Annotated in this window: 15 protein-coding genes and 1 riboswitch; of the genes, 7 read left to right on the top strand and 8 right to left on the bottom strand. The window is 72.0% G+C overall.

Annotated elements, in window-relative coordinates:
• Together LE548_RS12005 and LE548_RS12010 are read right to left on the bottom strand one after the other, a co-directional pair.
• The coding region (locus tag LE548_RS12005; protein ID WP_225096732.1) for an Rv2175c family DNA-binding protein at nt 1-323 on the bottom strand (323 nt) is incomplete at its 3' end.
• Nucleotides 324-387: 64 nt separating this feature from the next.
• A complete protein-coding gene (locus tag LE548_RS12010; protein ID WP_308030177.1) occupies nt 388-1,620 on the bottom strand; it encodes an FAD-dependent oxidoreductase in 1,233 nt (410 codons plus the stop codon).
• Nucleotides 1,621-1,756: 136 nt separating this feature from the next.
• A riboswitch (TPP riboswitch) is annotated at nt 1,757-1,867 on the top strand.
• Between LE548_RS12010 and thiO the strand changes: the two genes are divergently transcribed.
• From thiO to LE548_RS12035, 5 genes are all read left to right on the top strand, one after another.
• Nucleotides 1,865-3,031, top strand: coding sequence for a glycine oxidase ThiO (thiO, locus tag LE548_RS12015; RefSeq protein ID WP_225096734.1), 1,167 nt, complete (start codon nt 1,865-1,867; stop codon nt 3,029-3,031). It overlaps the preceding riboswitch by 3 nt.
• Nucleotides 3,028-3,246 carry a sulfur carrier protein ThiS gene (gene thiS / locus LE548_RS12020; RefSeq protein WP_225096736.1) on the top strand — a complete coding sequence of 73 codons (219 nt, stop codon included), beginning with the start codon at nt 3,028-3,030 and terminating at the stop codon, nt 3,244-3,246. The genes thiO and thiS overlap by 4 nt, the downstream gene beginning before the upstream one ends.
• A gap of 3 nt (nt 3,247-3,249) precedes the next feature.
• Nucleotides 3,250-4,044 carry a thiazole synthase gene (locus tag LE548_RS12025; RefSeq protein ID WP_225096737.1) on the top strand — a complete coding sequence of 265 codons (795 nt, stop codon included), beginning with the start codon at nt 3,250-3,252 and terminating at the stop codon, nt 4,042-4,044.
• 115 nt (nt 4,045-4,159) lie between these two features.
• Entirely contained in the window at nt 4,160-6,076 is a 1,917-nt protein-coding gene (gene pknB / locus LE548_RS12030) for a Stk1 family PASTA domain-containing Ser/Thr kinase (RefSeq protein WP_225096739.1), read from the top strand.
• A gap of 56 nt (nt 6,077-6,132) precedes the next feature.
• The gene (locus tag LE548_RS12035; protein ID WP_225096741.1) at nt 6,133-7,035 is read left to right on the top strand and encodes a deoxyribonuclease IV; all 903 of its coding nucleotides are present in this window, start codon (nt 6,133-6,135) and stop codon (nt 7,033-7,035) included.
• A 20-nt stretch (nt 7,036-7,055) separates the two neighbouring features.
• Here the strand turns inward: LE548_RS12035 and LE548_RS12040 are convergent, their stop codons facing one another.
• Nucleotides 7,056-7,688 carry a sulfite oxidase-like oxidoreductase gene (locus LE548_RS12040; protein ID WP_225096743.1) on the bottom strand — a complete coding sequence of 211 codons (633 nt, stop codon included), beginning with the start codon at nt 7,686-7,688 and terminating at the stop codon, nt 7,056-7,058.
• A 186-nt stretch (nt 7,689-7,874) separates the two neighbouring features.
• On the opposite strand from LE548_RS12040, the gene bfr reads away from it, so the two are divergent.
• Entirely contained in the window at nt 7,875-8,354 is a 480-nt protein-coding gene (bfr, locus tag LE548_RS12045) for a bacterioferritin (RefSeq protein ID WP_225096745.1), read from the top strand.
• Here bfr and LE548_RS12050 read toward each other — a convergent pair.
• Both LE548_RS12050 and LE548_RS12055 read right to left on the bottom strand, forming a co-directional pair.
• Nucleotides 8,351-8,602 carry a bacterioferritin-associated ferredoxin gene (locus tag LE548_RS12050; RefSeq protein WP_225096747.1) on the bottom strand — a complete coding sequence of 84 codons (252 nt, stop codon included), beginning with the start codon at nt 8,600-8,602 and terminating at the stop codon, nt 8,351-8,353. The two genes, bfr and LE548_RS12050, sit on opposite strands and share 4 nt — an antisense overlap.
• A 149-nt stretch (nt 8,603-8,751) precedes the next feature.
• Nucleotides 8,752-10,104, bottom strand: coding sequence for a class II 3-deoxy-7-phosphoheptulonate synthase (locus LE548_RS12055; protein WP_225096749.1), 1,353 nt, complete (start codon nt 10,102-10,104; stop codon nt 8,752-8,754).
• Nucleotides 10,105-10,354: 250 nt separating this feature from the next.
• Here LE548_RS12055 and LE548_RS12060 point away from each other — a divergent pair, with 250 nt between their 5' ends.
• Nucleotides 10,355-12,280, top strand: a complete 1,926-nt coding sequence (locus tag LE548_RS12060) for an anthranilate synthase family protein (RefSeq protein WP_225096751.1) — start codon at nt 10,355-10,357, stop codon at nt 12,278-12,280.
• Between the two features lie 44 nt (nt 12,281-12,324).
• On the opposite strand, the gene LE548_RS12065 is transcribed toward LE548_RS12060, so the two are convergent.
• The 3 genes from LE548_RS12065 to macS form a co-directional block, all read right to left on the bottom strand.
• The gene (locus LE548_RS12065; RefSeq protein ID WP_225096753.1) at nt 12,325-13,353 is read right to left on the bottom strand and encodes a 6-phosphofructokinase; all 1,029 of its coding nucleotides are present in this window, start codon (nt 13,351-13,353) and stop codon (nt 12,325-12,327) included.
• A gap of 123 nt (nt 13,354-13,476) precedes the next feature.
• Nucleotides 13,477-14,154 (bottom strand): response regulator transcription factor, encoded by a 678-nt coding sequence (locus LE548_RS12070; protein WP_225096754.1) that lies wholly within the window; start codon nt 14,152-14,154, stop codon nt 13,477-13,479.
• Nucleotides 14,151-15,329: a MacS family sensor histidine kinase gene (gene macS, locus LE548_RS12075; protein ID WP_225096756.1), complete on the bottom strand. Its 1,179-nt coding sequence runs from the start codon at nt 15,327-15,329 to the stop codon at nt 14,151-14,153. Before macS ends, LE548_RS12070 begins: the two co-directional genes overlap by 4 nt.
• Between the last annotated feature and the right edge of the window lie 103 nt (nt 15,330-15,432).

The following is a 15,432-nucleotide window of genomic DNA, read 5'->3' on the forward strand; positions in this document are numbered from 1 at the left end:
CGATTCTCGCTCAGGGCCTGCGCGGGGGTGCCCGGCAGGGTCGGATCGGGGGTGAAGAGCCACTCGATCATCTCTTCGTCCGTGAAGCCGTCGTCCCGCAGCAGCGTCAGGGTGCCGGACAGGCCCTTGACGACCTTGTCCCCGTCGATGAAGGCGGCGGGGACGTGCAGCGCCCGGTTCTCACCTCGGCGTACGGCGATGAGCTGGCCCTCCTTGACCAGCTGCCGCACACGCGTCACCTCGACGTCGAGCATCTCTGCGATGTCGGGGAGGGTGAGCCAGGCGGGGACGAGAGCATCGATCTTTGCGTCAATCTCGGTCACAGGGACAAGCCTGCCATCCCTCACTGACAGTCGGAAGTCAGGCAGGTCCAGCTGGGAGGGTGTGCTAGCCGGCGGTTGCGTCCTTCAGGGGTTTGCCCGGGTCCGCCAGCGCCTGCGCGTCCATGGCGCGGCCCGCCTCGATCAGCTTCCGGCCCTGGGCCAGATCGCGCGGCCGGCCGACGGCCAGCACGGCCACGAGGCGGTCCTCGCGCAGCCAGCACACCGTCCAGGCGGGGCCCGCCGGGTCGCCGCGCCAGACCAGCCGGTCGGCGGCGGCGTGATGCCCGGCGTACTGCACGAAGCGGCCGAACTGCTCGGACCAGAAGTACGGCACCGGGTCGTACACCCGCGGGGTCTCCCCCAGGATGTTCGCGGCGACCGTGCGCGGGCCCTGCAGGGCGTTGTCCCAGTGGTGGACGAGGAGCCGTTCGCCGTAGCGGGCCGAGGGGAAGGAGGCGCAGTCGCCGACCGCGTACACGTCCGCCACGCCGGTGCGCAGGTGGGCGTCGGCGAGGACGTCCCCGTGCGGGCCCAGCTCGATGCCGGAGCCGGCCAGCCAGCCGGTGGCGGGGCGGGCGCCGATGCCGACGACGACAGCGCCAGCGGGCAGCCGTGTGCCGTCGGCGAGCACCACCGCGCCGGGCTCGACGCGCTCCACGCGCGCGTGGGTGCGCAGTTCGGCGCCCGCGTCGGCGTACCAGGCGGCCATGGGGGCCGCGACCTCGGCGGGCAGGGCGCCGGCGAGCGGCCGGTCGGCGGCCTCGACGACGGTGACCGTGCAGCCCGCCTCGCGCGCGGCCGTGGCGAACTCGGCGCCGATCCAGCCGGCGCCGACGACCACGATCTCGTGCTGCCGGGCGAGCACCGGCCGCAGCCGTTCGGCGTCGTCCAGGGTGCGCAGCAGATGCACGCCGGGCACGCCCTCGGTGCCGGGCAGGGTGATCGGTTCGGCGCCGGTGGCGAGGACCAGGACGTCGTACGGCACCGGGCCCGCCTCGGTGTCCAGCTCGTGCTCGGCGGTGCGCACGCCCAGCACCTCGCAGCCGAGCCGCAGCTCGACGCCGAGCGAGTCGAAGTCCACCTCGAAGGCGGAGTCCTCGGCCTTGCCGAGCAGCACGGCCTTGGACAGCGGCGGCCGGTCGTACGGCTGGTGCGGCTCGGCGCCGAGCAGGGTGACGGCGCCCTTGAAGCCCTGTTCCCGCAGCGCGACCGCGGTCTGCACCCCGGCCATGCCCGCGCCGACGACGACCACGCGCCGCCCCTGTGCCGTGCCCTCCTGGGCTGTGTGCTCGCTCACCTGATCACCATAGACACGTGACGCAGGGTGAGTCACCGGGCGTACTCGGTGACCTGCTCCACACCGCCCGTACGCCGGTCGGCGGGCGGGGGCTCTCTTACGGGTGGCGGGCGCGGCGGGCTAGGGTGGCTCCCGTACACGCACTCGCGGGAGCCCGGCGCACCGGGCTGAGAGGGAGGCTGGCGGCCTCCGACCGTACGAACCTGATCCGGGTCATGCCGGCGAAGGGAGGGGCTGGACGCCCATGTCGTCACGTACGTCCGACGTCCTCGTCATCGGGGGCGGAATCATCGGCCTGGTCACGGCCTGGCGCGCGGCGCAGCGCGGGCTCACCCCGGCCGTGGTGGACCCCGAACCCGGCGGTGGGGCCGCGCGGGTCGCGGCCGGGATGCTGGCCGCGGTCACCGAACTGCACTACGGCGAGGAGACCCTGCTCGCCCTGAACCTGGAGTCGGCCCGCCGCTATCCGGCCTTCGCGGCGGAGCTGACCGAACTGACCGGCCACGACCTCGGCTACCGCCGCTGCGGCACCCTCCAGGTCGCGCTCGACGCCGACGACCGCGCCCACCTGCGCGAACTGCACGCCCTGCAGCAGCGCTCCGGCCTGGAGTCGGAGTGGCTGTCCGGGCGGGAGTGCCGGCGTCTGGAGCCGATGCTGGCGCCCGGGGTGCGCGGCGGGCTGCGGGTCGACGGCGACCACCAGATCGACCCGCGGCGGCTGGCCGCGGCCCTCGTGGTCGCGTGCGAGCGGGCGGGGGTGGTGTTCCACCGCGCGTGGGCCGAGCGGCTGGACGTCGTGGGCGGCCGGGCCGCCGGGGTCACCACGGCGGACGGCACACGGCTGCGCGCGGGGCGGGTGGTGCTCGCGGCCGGGAGCCTGAGCGGCCGGCTCGCCGGAGTGCCCGAGGGGCTGCTGCCGCCGGTGCGGCCGGTCAAGGGAGAGGTGCTGCGGCTGACGGTGCCGCGCCGGTACGCGCCGTTCCTGAGCCGGACCGTGCGGGCCATGGTCCGCGGCGGCCATGTGTATCTGGTGCCCCGGGAGAACGGCGAGCTGGTCGTCGGCGCGACCAGCGAGGAGCTGGGCTGGGACACGACGGTCACCGCCGGTGGCGTGTACGAGCTGCTGCGCGACGCCCATGAGCTGGTGCCGGGCATCACCGAGCTGCCGCTCACCGAGACCCGCGCCGGGCTGCGGCCCGGTTCGCCCGACAACGCGCCGCTGCTCGGCCCGTCCGGGCTCGACGGGCTGCTGCTGGCCACCGGGCACTACCGCAACGGGGTGCTGCTCACGCCGGTCACCGGCGATGTCATGGCACAGCTGCTGGCCGACGGCGAACTGCCGGAAGAGGCCCGCCCGTTCACCCCGCAGCGCTTCGACGCCGGCGCCGTCCTCCAGGAGCAGTCCGCATGAGCACCTCCGTCACCGTCTCCATCTCCGTCAACGGTGAGCGCCGGGAGGTCGCCGCGGGCACCGCGCTCGACTCCGTCGTACGCTCCCTGGTCGCCGCGCCCGCCGGGGTGGCCGCGGCCGTCAACGAGACCGTCGTCCCGCGCGCGCAGTGGGCGGCCACCCCGCTGGCCGAGGGCGACCGGGTCGAGGTCCTCACCGCAGTGCAGGGAGGCTGAGCCATGGCCGACGATTCCTTGGTCCTCGGGGGTACGGCGTTCTCGTCGCGGCTGATCATGGGCACGGGCGGTGCGCCCAGCCTGGAGGTGCTGGAGCGGGCGCTGCTCGCGTCCGGCACGGAGCTGACGACGGTCGCGATGCGGCGGGTGGACCCTTCCGTGCACGGCTCGGTGCTGTCGGTGCTGCAGAAGCTGGGCATCCGGGTGCTGCCGAACACGGCGGGCTGTTTCACCGCCGGGGAGGCGGTGCTGACCGCGCGGCTGGCCCGGGAGGCGCTGGGCACGGAGCTGATCAAGCTGGAGGTCATCGCCGACGAGCGGACGCTGCTGCCGGATCCGGTGGAGCTGCTGGAGGCGGCGGAGACGCTGGTCGACGACGGGTTCACGGTGCTGCCGTACACGAACGACGATCCGGTGCTCGCGCGGAAGCTGGAGGATGCCGGGTGTGCGGCGGTGATGCCGCTGGGGTCGCCGATCGGGTCGGGGCTCGGGATCCGCAATCCCCACAACTTCCAGCTGATCGTGGAGCACGCGCGCGTACCGGTGATTCTGGACGCGGGGGCCGGTACGGCGTCGGACGTCGCGCTGGCGATGGAGCTGGGGTGTGCCGGGGTGATGCTCGCCTCCGCGGTGACGCGGGCGCAGGAGCCGGAGCTCATGGCCGCCGCGATGAGGCATGCGGTGGAGGGGGGCCGGCTGGCCCGGCTGGCGGGGCGGATTCCGCGCCGGCACTTCGCGGAGGCCTCCTCCCCCATCGAGGGACGCGCCCGCCTGGATCCCGAGCGCCCGGCCTTCTGAACGGTCTTCCGAACGGCCCTTCTGATCGCGCGCGCGTCACAGCTGTGCTGCATTCCGTCGCCGGAATCAGCGCACCGTGCGGCACTGTCGGTCGGTCCTCGTAGACTCCCCTTTCGTGGATACGACCCTTCAGGACCCCCTCGTCGGGCAGGTGCTCGACGGCCGTTATCGCGTCGACGCGCGGATCGCCGTCGGCGGGATGGCCACGGTCTACCGGGCCCTGGACACCCGGCTGGACCGCGTGCTCGCGCTGAAGGTGATGCACCCGACGCTCGCGGCCGACGGTTCCTTCGTCGAGCGGTTCATCCGGGAGGCGAAGTCGGTCGCCCGGCTGGCGCACCCGAATGTGGTGCAGGTCTTCGACCAGGGGGCCGACGGGTCGTATGTGTACCTGGCGATGGAGTACGTCGCCGGGTGCACCCTGCGGGACGTGCTGCGTGAGCGCGGGGCACTGCAGCCCCGCGCGGCCCTCGACATCCTGGAGCCCGTCCTCGCCGCGCTCGGCGCCGCGCACCGGGCCGGGTTCGTGCACCGGGACATGAAGCCCGAGAACGTGCTGATAGGCGACGACGGACGGGTCAAGGTCGCCGACTTCGGACTCGTGCGGTCCGTGGACACCGTGACCAGCACCACCGGTGCCGTGCTCGGGACCGTGTCGTATCTCGCGCCCGAGCAGATCGAGCAGGGCACCGCCGACCCGCGCGTCGACGTCTACGCGTGCGGTGTCGTGCTCTACGAGATGCTGACGGGCGGCAAGCCGCACTCCGGGGACAGCCCCGCGCAGGTGCTCTACAAGCACATCCACGAGGACGTGCCGCCGCCCTCGGCGCTGGTGCCGGGGCTGGCGCGGGAGCTGGACGGGCTGGTCGCGGTGGCCACCGCGCGCACCCCGGAGGGCCGTCCGGAGGACGCTGTGGCGCTGCTCGCCCGGGTGCGGGAGGCGCACCAGGGGCTGAGCGACGCACAGCTGGACGCGATGCCGCCGCAGGCGCTGTCCGCCGAGCACGACAACGCCGGCGACCGTACGAGCGTGATACCGCGCTCGCTCACTGTGCCCCGGCCGCTGCCCGTCAACGAGGACGAGTCCGACGGGGGCGCCGTACGGCACACCAGCCGGCTCCAGGCCCCGCCGGTGCCACCCCGGCGGCCGAAGCGGCTGGTGCTGACGATCGTCGCCGCCGTCCTCGTCATATTCGGCGTCGGCGCGGGGGTCTGGTACATCAACTCCGGCCAGTTCACGAAGGTCCCGCCGCTGCTGTCGAAGACGGAGGCGCAGGCGCGCGAGCGGCTGCGGGCGGCCGGGCTCGACGTCGGGCAGATCAAGCGCGAGTACAACGACACCGTCAGGCGCGGCACGGTCATCGGCACCGACCCGGCGCCCGGCGCCCGCATCCGCGGCCATGACACGGTGACACTGACCGTGTCGCTGGGCCCCGAGACGGTGAACGTGCCGGATGTGGCGGGCAAACCGCTGGCCGAGGCGCGCAGGCTGCTGAGGGCGGACGGGCTGGAACCGGGCATGGTGACCCGGGAGTTCAGCGAGAACGTCGGCGCGGGCTCCGTGATCGGCACGACCCCGCAGGCGGGCACCAAGCGGCACGCGGGCTCGGCGATCGCGCTGACCGTCAGCAAGGGCAGCCCGATCGACGTCCCGGACGTCACCGGAGACGATCCGGCCGACGCCCAGCAGACGCTGACCGACGCCGGGCTGAAGGTGGTCATCGCCCCGGACCAGGTCAATTCCGAGTACGACAAGGGCAAAGTGGCCCAGCAGAGCCCGGGCAACGGCAGCCAGGCCGCCGCGGGCGACACGGTGACGCTGACGCTGTCCAAGGGTCCGCAGATGGTCCAGGTGCCGGACGTGACCGGCGACAGCGTGGACGACGCCCACAAGGCGCTGGAGGGCGCGGGCTTCAAGGTGAGCGACGACCGCGGGATCCTCGGGCTGTTCGGGGACACCGTGAAGAAGCAGTCGGTGCAGGGCGGCGACATGGCGCCCAAGGGCTCGACGATCACGATCACCATCCGGTGACCGGGGTCACCGGGGAGCGTGCTCGGTGGCAGGGGCGGACATGACACCCTGAACGGGTGAGCCCCGTTCAGTCGTCCTTCCAGCCGTCCCCCCGGTCGTCCCTCCCCCGCAATCCCGTCGGCGGCCATGTGCCCGTGGCCGGCGGTCTGCACTCGGTCGGGCTGTCGTACGCCCGTGCGCTGCGGGCGGAGACCGTGCAGGTCTTCGTGGCCAACCCGCGCGGCTGGGCCACCCCGGCCGGAAACCCGAAGCAGGACGAGGCGTTCCGCACGGCCTGCGCCGAGGAGTCGATCCCGGCGTACGTCCACGCGCCCTACCTGATCAACTTCGGCTCCCACACCGAGGCGACCGTGGAGCGGTCGGTGGAGTCGCTGCGGCACTCCTTGCGGCGCGGGCGGGAGATCGGCGCGCTGGGTGTCGTCGTCCACACGGGCAGCGCGACCGGCGGACGCGAGCGGTCGGTGGCGCTGCGGCAGGTACGGGAGCACGTGCTGCCGCTACTGGACGAGCTGACCCACGACGACGATCCGTTCCTGCTGCTGGAGTCGACCGCGGGGCAAGGGGCCTCGCTCTGCTCCCGGACCTGGGACTTCGGACCGTACTTCGCGGCGCTGGACGCCCATCCGAAGCTGGGCGTGTGCCTGGACACCTGCCACATCTTCGCCGCCGGGCACGATCTCACCGGCCCGAGCGGCATGCACCAGACCCTCGATCTGCTGGTGGACACCGTCGGCGAGGGCCGGCTGAAGCTGATCCACGCCAACGACTCCAAGGACGTGGTCGGCGCACACAAGGACCGGCACGAGAACATCGGCGCCGGCCACATCGGCGAGGACCCGTTCCGCGCCCTCATGACCCACCCCGCGACCGAGGGCGTCCCGCTGATCATCGAGACGCCGGGCGGGCAGGCCGGGCACGCGGCGGACGTGGAGCGGCTGAAGAAGCTGCGGAACGGCTGACCGGCGGGGTGACCGGAGCGCTACAGTTCCGGTCCCTGCCCCGGTTCCTCCTGGTAGGAGTACCGCTGTTCCTTCCAGGGGTCGCCGATGTTGTGGTAGCCGCGTTCCTCCCAGAAGCCGCGGCGGTCGGCAGTCATGTACTCCACGCCGCGGACCCACTTCGGGCCCTTCCAGGCGTAGAGGTGGGGCACGATCAGGCGGACCGGGAAGCCGTGCTCGGCGGTGAGGAGTTCGCCGTCCTTGTGGGTCGCGAAGATCGTGCGGTCGGAGGCGAAGTCCGACAGGCGGAGGTTGGAGCTGAAGCCGTACTCCGCCCAGACCATCACATGGGTGACGTCCGGGGCCGGCGGGGCCAGGTCCAGGATCGCGGCGGCCGGGACACCGCCCCACTCGGCGCCGATCATGCTGAACTTCGTCACGCAGTGCAGATCGGCCACCACGGTGGTGTACGGCAGCGCCGTGAACTCCTCGTGACCCCAGGTGTGCTTGTCACCGTCGGCGGTGGCGCCGAAGACCCGGAAGTCCCAGCGCTCGAGGCGGAACTTCGGGACCGGCCCGTAGTGCGTGACCGGCCAGCCACGCTGGAGCCGCTGACCCGGCGGAAGCTCGGACCCTGCCGACGCTCCAGACGCTCGCTCCACCGGATGACCCATGTATCCATCCTGACAGACCTCGGGCAGTGCCCTTGACCACGCTGTCCCGAAACGGACAAGGCCCATCAATTCTGCCCGTACCTACTAAGTACGCACTTACTGGACGATCTTCCCCGCCGGTGCAATCATGCCGCCGCACGCCTCCCTGTCTTTTCCCCGTCCTCCCGTCCGGAAGGAGCCGTTTCGATGCAGGGCGACCCCGAGGTCATCGAATTCCTCAACGAGCAGCTCACCGGCGAGCTGACCGCGATCAACCAGTACTTCCTGCACGCGAAGATGCAGGAGAACTTCGGCTGGTACAAGCTCGCCAAGTACACGCGCCACGAGTCGTTCGACGAGATGAAGCACGCGGAGGTGCTCACCGACCGGATCCTGTTCCTGGAGGGGCTGCCGAACTACCAGCGGCTCTTCCACGTCCGGGTCGGGCAGACCGTGAAGGAGATGTTCGAGGCGGACCGGCAGATCGAGGTGGAGGCGATCGACCGGCTCAGGCGGGGCATCAAGGTGATGCGCGAGAAGGGCGACATCACGTCCGCGAACATCTTCGAGGACATCCTCGCCGACGAGGAGCACCACATCGACTACCTCGACACCCAGCTGGAGCTGCTGGAGAAGCTCGGCGAGGCGCTCTACCTCGCCCAGGTCATCGAGCAGCCGGAGACCTAGGCCGCCCTCGGGATGCCGGGCGCCTCGGATTCCCCGGGCAGCTCCGCCAGCACCGGCCGGCCCTGGTCGGCCAGCTCGCGGCGGGGGCAGGCGCCGCGGCCGAGGAGGGCCTGGATACGGCGGACGCACGAGCCGCAGTCCGTGCCCGCCTTGCAGGCGGAGGCGATCTGGCGGGGGGTGCAGGCACCGTCCTCCGCGTGCTGCTTGACCTGGGCCTCGGTGATGCCGAAGCAGCTGCAGACGTACACGCGGATTCACCTCCCGACGGGATTGCCGTATGAGCGCCATCCCCTTGATCGGTGAGGCAAACCTAACCTTACCCGCCACACGGGGCCCGTAAAAGGGGCGAGGGGCGCGGATCGGGTGTGATCCGCGCCCCAGATCGGCCCAGGGGTGCTTACTGGTCCCGGTACATCTCCGCCACGAGGAAGGCCAGGTCGAGCGACTGGCTGCGGTTCAGCCGGGGGTCGCAGGCCGTCTCGTAGCGCTGGTGCAGATCGTCGACGAAGATCTCGTCGCCGCCGCCCACGCACTCGGTGACGTCGTCGCCGGTCAGCTCCACGTGGATGCCGCCCGGGTGGGTGCCGAGGGCCTTGTGGACCTCGAAGAAGCCCTTGACCTCGTCGAGCACGTCGTCGAAGCGGCGGGTCTTGTGCCCGGAGGCCGCCTCGAAGGTGTTGCCGTGCATCGGATCGGTCACCCAGGCCACCGTCGCACCGGACGCCGTGACCTTCTCGACCAGCTCGGGGAGCTTGTCGCGGATCTTGTCGGCGCCCATGCGGACGATGAAGGTCAGCCGGCCCGGCTCCCGCTCGGGGTCGAGGCGGTCGATGTACTTCAGCGCCTCCTCGGCCGTCGTGGTCGGGCCGAGCTTGATGCCGATCGGGTTGCGGATCTGCGAGGCGAACTCGATGTGCGCGTGGTCCAGCTGCCGGGTGCGCTCACCGATCCACACCATGTGCGCGGAGACGTCGTACAGCTTGCCGGTGCGCGAGTCGACCCGGGTCAGGGCGGACTCGTAGTCCAGCAGCAGCGCCTCGTGCGAGGAGAACAGCTCGACGGTCTTGAACTCCTCCGGGTCCGTGCCGCAGGCCCGCATGAAGTTCAGCGCGTTGTCGATCTCCCGCGCGAGCTGCTCGTAGCGCTGGCCCGACGGCGAGGTCCGCACGAAGTCCTGGTTCCAGGCGTGCACCTGGCGCAGGTCGGCGTAGCCGCCGGTGGTGAAGGCGCGCACCAGGTTCAGCGTGGACGCCGAGGCGTTGTACATGCGCTTCAGCCGCTCGGGGTCCGGGACGCGGGCGGCCTCGGTGAAGTCGAAGCCGTTGACCGAGTCGCCCCGGTAGGTCGGCAGCGTCACGCCGTCGCGGGTCTCGGTCGGCTTGGAGCGCGGCTTGGAGTACTGCCCGGCGATGCGGCCGACCTTCACCACCGGCACGGCGGCCGCGTAGGTGAGGACGGCACCCATCTGGAGCAGCGTCTTGAGCTTGTTGCGAATGTGGTCGGCGGACACCGCGTCGAAAGCCTCGGCGCAGTCGCCGCCCTGGAGGAGGAACGCCTCTCCCTTGGCGACGGCAGCCATCCGGGCGCGCAGCTGGTCGCACTCGCCCGCGAAGACGAGCGGCGGATACGACTCAAGGTCCGCGATCACTGCGCGCAGAGCCTCGGGGTCGGGGTACTCGGGCTGCTGCGCCGCGGGCAGGTTTCGCCAGGTGTTGCCAGCGCTCGCGCTGGTCTTAGCGTTCACGGTCACCTCGTAAACATTACGGGGTCGTGCGGCATGGGGTTGTTTCCGGCTCGAAGGGTGAGACGCACGGTTTGCCCCCTGGACGGGCGGCCGTGCGGTAGGGTTCCTCGCATGTTCGCGCCTTCCCACCAGAACTGGTGGTGGACCGCTCCTTCGGCGGCCCACTGACTGCGCGTACCCAGACTTCGCGAAGGCCGCCCGAGGGGCGGCCTTCGGTGTTTCCGGGGCCGTTCCTCCCGTACCTGGCAGAGGAACCATGGACCTGACACAGCTGCTCCACGACGATCGCCCCTTCGCCCTGCTCCGCCGCCGCACGCCCGGCCGCGACGAGAGCACGGTGGAGGTCCTGATCGGCCCGGTCACGCGCCGCGACCGCCTGGCGGACCTGCCCGACGAGGGGCTCGCGCTCATCCCGTTCCGGCAGATCCGCGAGCGCGGCTTCGACGTCCGCGACGACGGCACCCCGCTGCTGGTCCTCACCCCCGAGGAGTCGTACGAGATCCCGCTCGACATGGCGCTGTCCCAGCTCCCCGCGCACGCCGTGCGGGTCGAGGACGGCGGCTTCGACGTCGACGACGAAGAGTACGGCGAGATCGTCGGCCGTGTACTGCGCGAGGAGATCGGCCGGGGCGAGGGCGCGAACTTCGTGATCCGGCGCACCTACGAGGGCGAGATCCCCGGGTTCGGCCGGGCCGACGCGCTCGCGCTGTTCCGGCGGCTGCTGGAGGGTGAGCGGGGGGCGTACTGGACGTTCGTGGTGCACACCGGAGATCGAAAAGGGCCCGAAGGGCCTTCCTTGGAAGGGCGGGGGCGGGAGACGGGTGGGCACACGCTGGTCGGCGCGAGCCCTGAGGTGCACGTACGGATGTCCGGCGGGACCGTCGTCATGAACCCGATCAGCGGGACGTACCGGTATCCGGCCGAGGGCCCGACGCCCGAGCACCTGCTGGATTTCCTCGCCGACGGCAAGGAGATCGAGGAGCTGTCGATGGTCGTCGACGAGGAGCTGAAGATGATGTGCACCGTCGGCGACATGGGCGGGGTCGTCGTCGGACCGCGGCTGAAGGAGATGGCCCACCTCGCGCACACCGAGTACGAGCTGCGCGGGAAGTCCTCCCTGGACGTGCGCGAGGTGCTGAGGGAGACCATGTTCGCGGCGACCGTCACCGGCTCGCCGGTGCAGAACGCGTGCCGGGTGATCGAGCGGTATGAGCCCCTCGGGCGGGACGGTGTCGGGCGGGGTTACTACGCGGGCGCGCTGGCGCTGCTCGGCCGGGACACGGGCGGCGCGCAGACCCTCGACTCCCCCATCCTCATCCGCACCGCCGACATCGATGCCGACGGCCGGCTCCGCGTCCCGGTCGGCGCAACCCTCGTCCGCGGCTCGGACCCGGCGGGCGAGGTCGCGGAGACACACGCGAAGGCGGCGGGCGTGCTGGCGGCTCTCGGCGTACGGCCGTCCCGGCCGCGTGAGGAGCACGCGCGCGTGCGTCTCGCCGACGACCCACGCGTGCGTGCCGCGCTCGACGGGCGCCGGGCCTCCCTCGCCCCCTTCTGGCTGCGGATGCAGGAACGGTCCGCGGAGCTCGACGGACACGCCCTGGTCGTCGACGGCGAGGACACCTTCACGGCGATGCTGGCGCACGTACTGCGCTCCGGCGGCCTCGACGTGACCGTCCGGCGGTACGACGAGCCGGGTCTGCGGGACGCGGTGCTCGCGCACGAGGGGCCGCTCGTGCTGGGCCCCGGGCCCGGCAACCCGTCCGACCTGGCCGATCCGAAGATGCGGTTCCTGCGGGAGCTGACGGCTTCCGTGCTCCGGGAGCACCGGCACGGGGTGCTCGGGGTGTGCCTCGGGCATGAGCTGATCGCGGCCGAGCTGGGGCTGGAGATCGTCCGCAAGGAGGTGCCGTACCAGGGGGCGCAGACGACCGTGGACCTGTTCGGGCGGGAGGAGACCGTCGGGTTCTACAACAGCTTCGTGGCCCGGTGCGACGACGAGGCGGCCCGGGAGCTGGCCGCGCACGGGATCGAGGTGAGCCGGGCGGCGAACGGGGAGGTGCACGGGCTGCGCGCGGATCGTTTCGCGTCGGTGCAGTTCCACCCGGAGTCCGTGCTGACGCTGAACGGCCGGGCGATCGTGGCGGAACTGCTAAAGGGAGCACTTCTCCAGCAGCCGTGACGCCTGCTGTGGGCCGGGCGTCCGGCCCACAGCTCCGGCGCCGTTCAGCCGAAGAAGACCCCGACCTCCTCGTACAGCTTCGGGTCCACGGTCTTCAGTCTGGCCGTGGCGTCGGCGAGGGGGACGCGGACGATGTCGGTGGCGCGCAGGGCGACCATCGTGCCGAAGTCGCCGTCGTGGACGCAGTCGATGGCGTGCAGGCCGAAGCGGGTGGCGAGCCAGCGGTCGAAGGCGCTGGGCGTGCCGCCGCGCTGGACATGGCCGAGGACCGTGGTGCGCGCCTCCTTGCCGGTGCGCCGCTCGATCTCCTTGGCCAGCCACTCCCCGATCCCGGAGAGCCGGACGTGCCCGAAGGAGTCCAGTGAGCCGTCCTTGAGCACCAGGTCGCCGTCCTTCGGCATGGCGCCCTCGGCGACGACCACGATCGGCGCGTACGACGCCCGGAAGCGCGAGGTGACCCAGGCGCAGACCTGCTCGACGTCGAAGCGCTGCTCGGGGATGAGGATGACGTTGGCGCCGCCGGCGAGGCCCGAGTGCAGGGCGATCCAGCCGGCGTGCCGGCCCATCACCTCCACGACCAGGACCCGCATATGGGACTCGGCGGTGGTGTGCAGCCGGTCGATGGCCTCGGTGGCGATGTTGACGGCGGTGTCGAAGCCGAAGGTGTAGTCGGTGGCCGACAGGTCGTTGTCGATGGTCTTCGGTACGCCGACGCAGGGGACGCCGTACTCGTCGGACAGGCGCGCGGCGACGCCCAGGGTGTCCTCGCCGCCGATCGCGATGAGGGCCTGGACGTCCAGCTTGGCCAGGTTGTCCTTGATCCGGCGGATGCCGTTGTCCGCCTTGAGGGGGTTGGTGCGCGAGGAGCCGAGGATGGTGCCGCCGCGGGGCAGGATGCCGCGCACCGCGGGGATGTCGAGGTGAACGGTGCGGCCCTCCAGTGGACCCCGCCAGCCGTCCCGGAAGCCGGTGAAGTCATAGCCGTACTCCTGCACGCCCTTGCGGACGATGCCCCGGATGACGGCGTTGAGCCCGGGGCAGTCGCCGCCTCCGGTCAGTACTCCGACCCGCATGGAAAAGTCCCTTCGCCGCGGTTTCCTGACATTTGGTCACGCTAACGGTGACCCAGGTCACACCGGGAGGGGCGGGACGGGTGATTCCGGGGCATTCGCGGGGACGTCAGGCCGCGTTCGGGCTCACTCGTCGTCGAGGCCGCGCTCGATGGCGTAGCGCACCAGCTCGACCCGGTTGTGCAGCTGGAGCTTGCCGAGGGTGTTCTGGACGTGGTTCTGCACCGTGCGGTGGGAGATGACGAGGCGTTCGGCGATCTGCTTGTAGCTCAGGCCCTTGGCGACCAGCCGCAGCACCTCGGTCTCCCGGTCGGTCAGCCGGGGTGCGCCGGGTTCGTCGGTGTCCGGGGCGGGGGCCGGTTCGGAGGCCAGGCGGCGGTACTCGCCGAGGACCAGTCCGGCGAGGCCCGGCGTGAACACCGGGTCACCGACGGCGGTACGGCGCACGGCGTCCAGCAGTTCCTCGGTGGAGGCCGACTTCAGCAGATATCCGGTCGCGCCGGACTTCACCGCCTCCAGGACGTCGGCGTGCTCACCGCTCGCGGACAGCACGAGGACGCGCAACGCCGGGTTGTGGCCGACCAGTTCCTTGCACACCTGGACGCCGGGCTTGGCCGGCAGGTTCAGGTCCAGCACGAGGACGTCGGGGGCGGCGGCCTTGGCGCGGCGCACGGCCTGCTCGCCGTCACCGGCGGTGGCGACCACCTCGAAGCCGGACTCGGCCAGGTCCCGGGCGACCGCGTCGCGCCACATGGGGTGGTCGTCCACCACCATGACCTTGATCGGGTCCTGCCGCTCGCTCATCGACGCCCTGCCTTCGCCTTCTTCGGTACCTTCAGTTCGACTTCCGTGCCCTGCCCGGGGACGGAGCTCAGCTCGGCGCTGCCGCCCAGGTCGCGCAGCCGGCCCCGGATCGACTGGGCGACCCCGAGCCGCCCCTCGCCCTCGGCCTCGGCGAGCCGGCCCGCGGGGATGCCGGGGCCGTCGTCCCGGACGCTCACGATGATCCCGTCCGGCTCGTCCTCGACCAGGATCCAGGCCCGCGCCTCCTCGCCCGCGTGCACCCGGACATTGTCCAGGGCGGCGCCGACCGCCGCCGCCAGCTCCCGGGCCACCAGGGCCGGCAGCGGCACCGGGGCACCGGGCTCGGCGAGGCTGACCCGCCCGGACGCGTAGGGGGCGAGCAGGGAGCGCAGATCGACGGGACCGTCGTCCGCCGGCTCCTCGACGGCCCGTACGACGGCTCCGGCGGCCGCGTCCTGCGACACCCGGGACACCGGCACCAGGCCGCCGGAGACCAGCGTGCGCAGCGCCACCTCCTGCTCCCCGGCCAGCCGGCCCAGCTCGGCCGCCTCGCCGCCGAGGGCCGTGCCCCGGCGCTTCACCATCGCCAGCACCTGGAGCACGCCGTCGTGGATGTCCCGGGCCAGCCGCTCCCGCTCCCGGGTCGCGGCCTCGATCTCCAGGGCGCGGGCCAGGGTGCGCTCGGAGGCGCGGGCGACCTCGACGACGTAGCCGATGGCGATGGAGGCGACCCAGACGAGGATCAGGCTGTGCACGGTGTCCCGCGCGGGATGGCCGCGTTCGACGAGGTTGGCGAAGGCCACCGGCGTCGAGGTGACGGCGGCCCAGCGCCAGCCACCCTTGATGGCGAAGGCCAGTACCGCGCCGGCGGTCCATATCGACGGCAGCGTGGGGCCGCCGGCGATCCGCTGGTGGCTGTCGGCGAGCGGGGTGAGCAGAATGCCCGTGAGGGCGATGGTCAGATCGGCGGCCAGGAAACGCTTGGTGCAGCTCGCCGCGTTCCGCACCTTGGGAAGGGTGGCGAGGGTCCAGACGGCCATGGCGGCGAGGTAGCCGACGGCGATCCAGGGGCGTACGAAGAGGTCGAACCTGGTGGCGCACAGGCCGATGGCGTACAGCATGGTCAGGACTCGGTAGCCGGCGAGCGCGCGCCACAGCGGCAGCTCGACCGACATCCGCAGGACGCCCCTGTTCCTGGCTCGTCCGCCTCCGGGCGCTCCAGCCGGTGGCGAGAGCCCGGCCGTGCTCAACCCTTCGGGCCTCCGCGCGCTCGGGCTC

This window comes from Streptomyces sp. CoH27, from assembly GCF_020181035.1.
Taxonomy (GTDB): Bacteria; Actinomycetota; Actinomycetes; order Streptomycetales; family Streptomycetaceae; genus Streptomyces; species Streptomyces camelliae.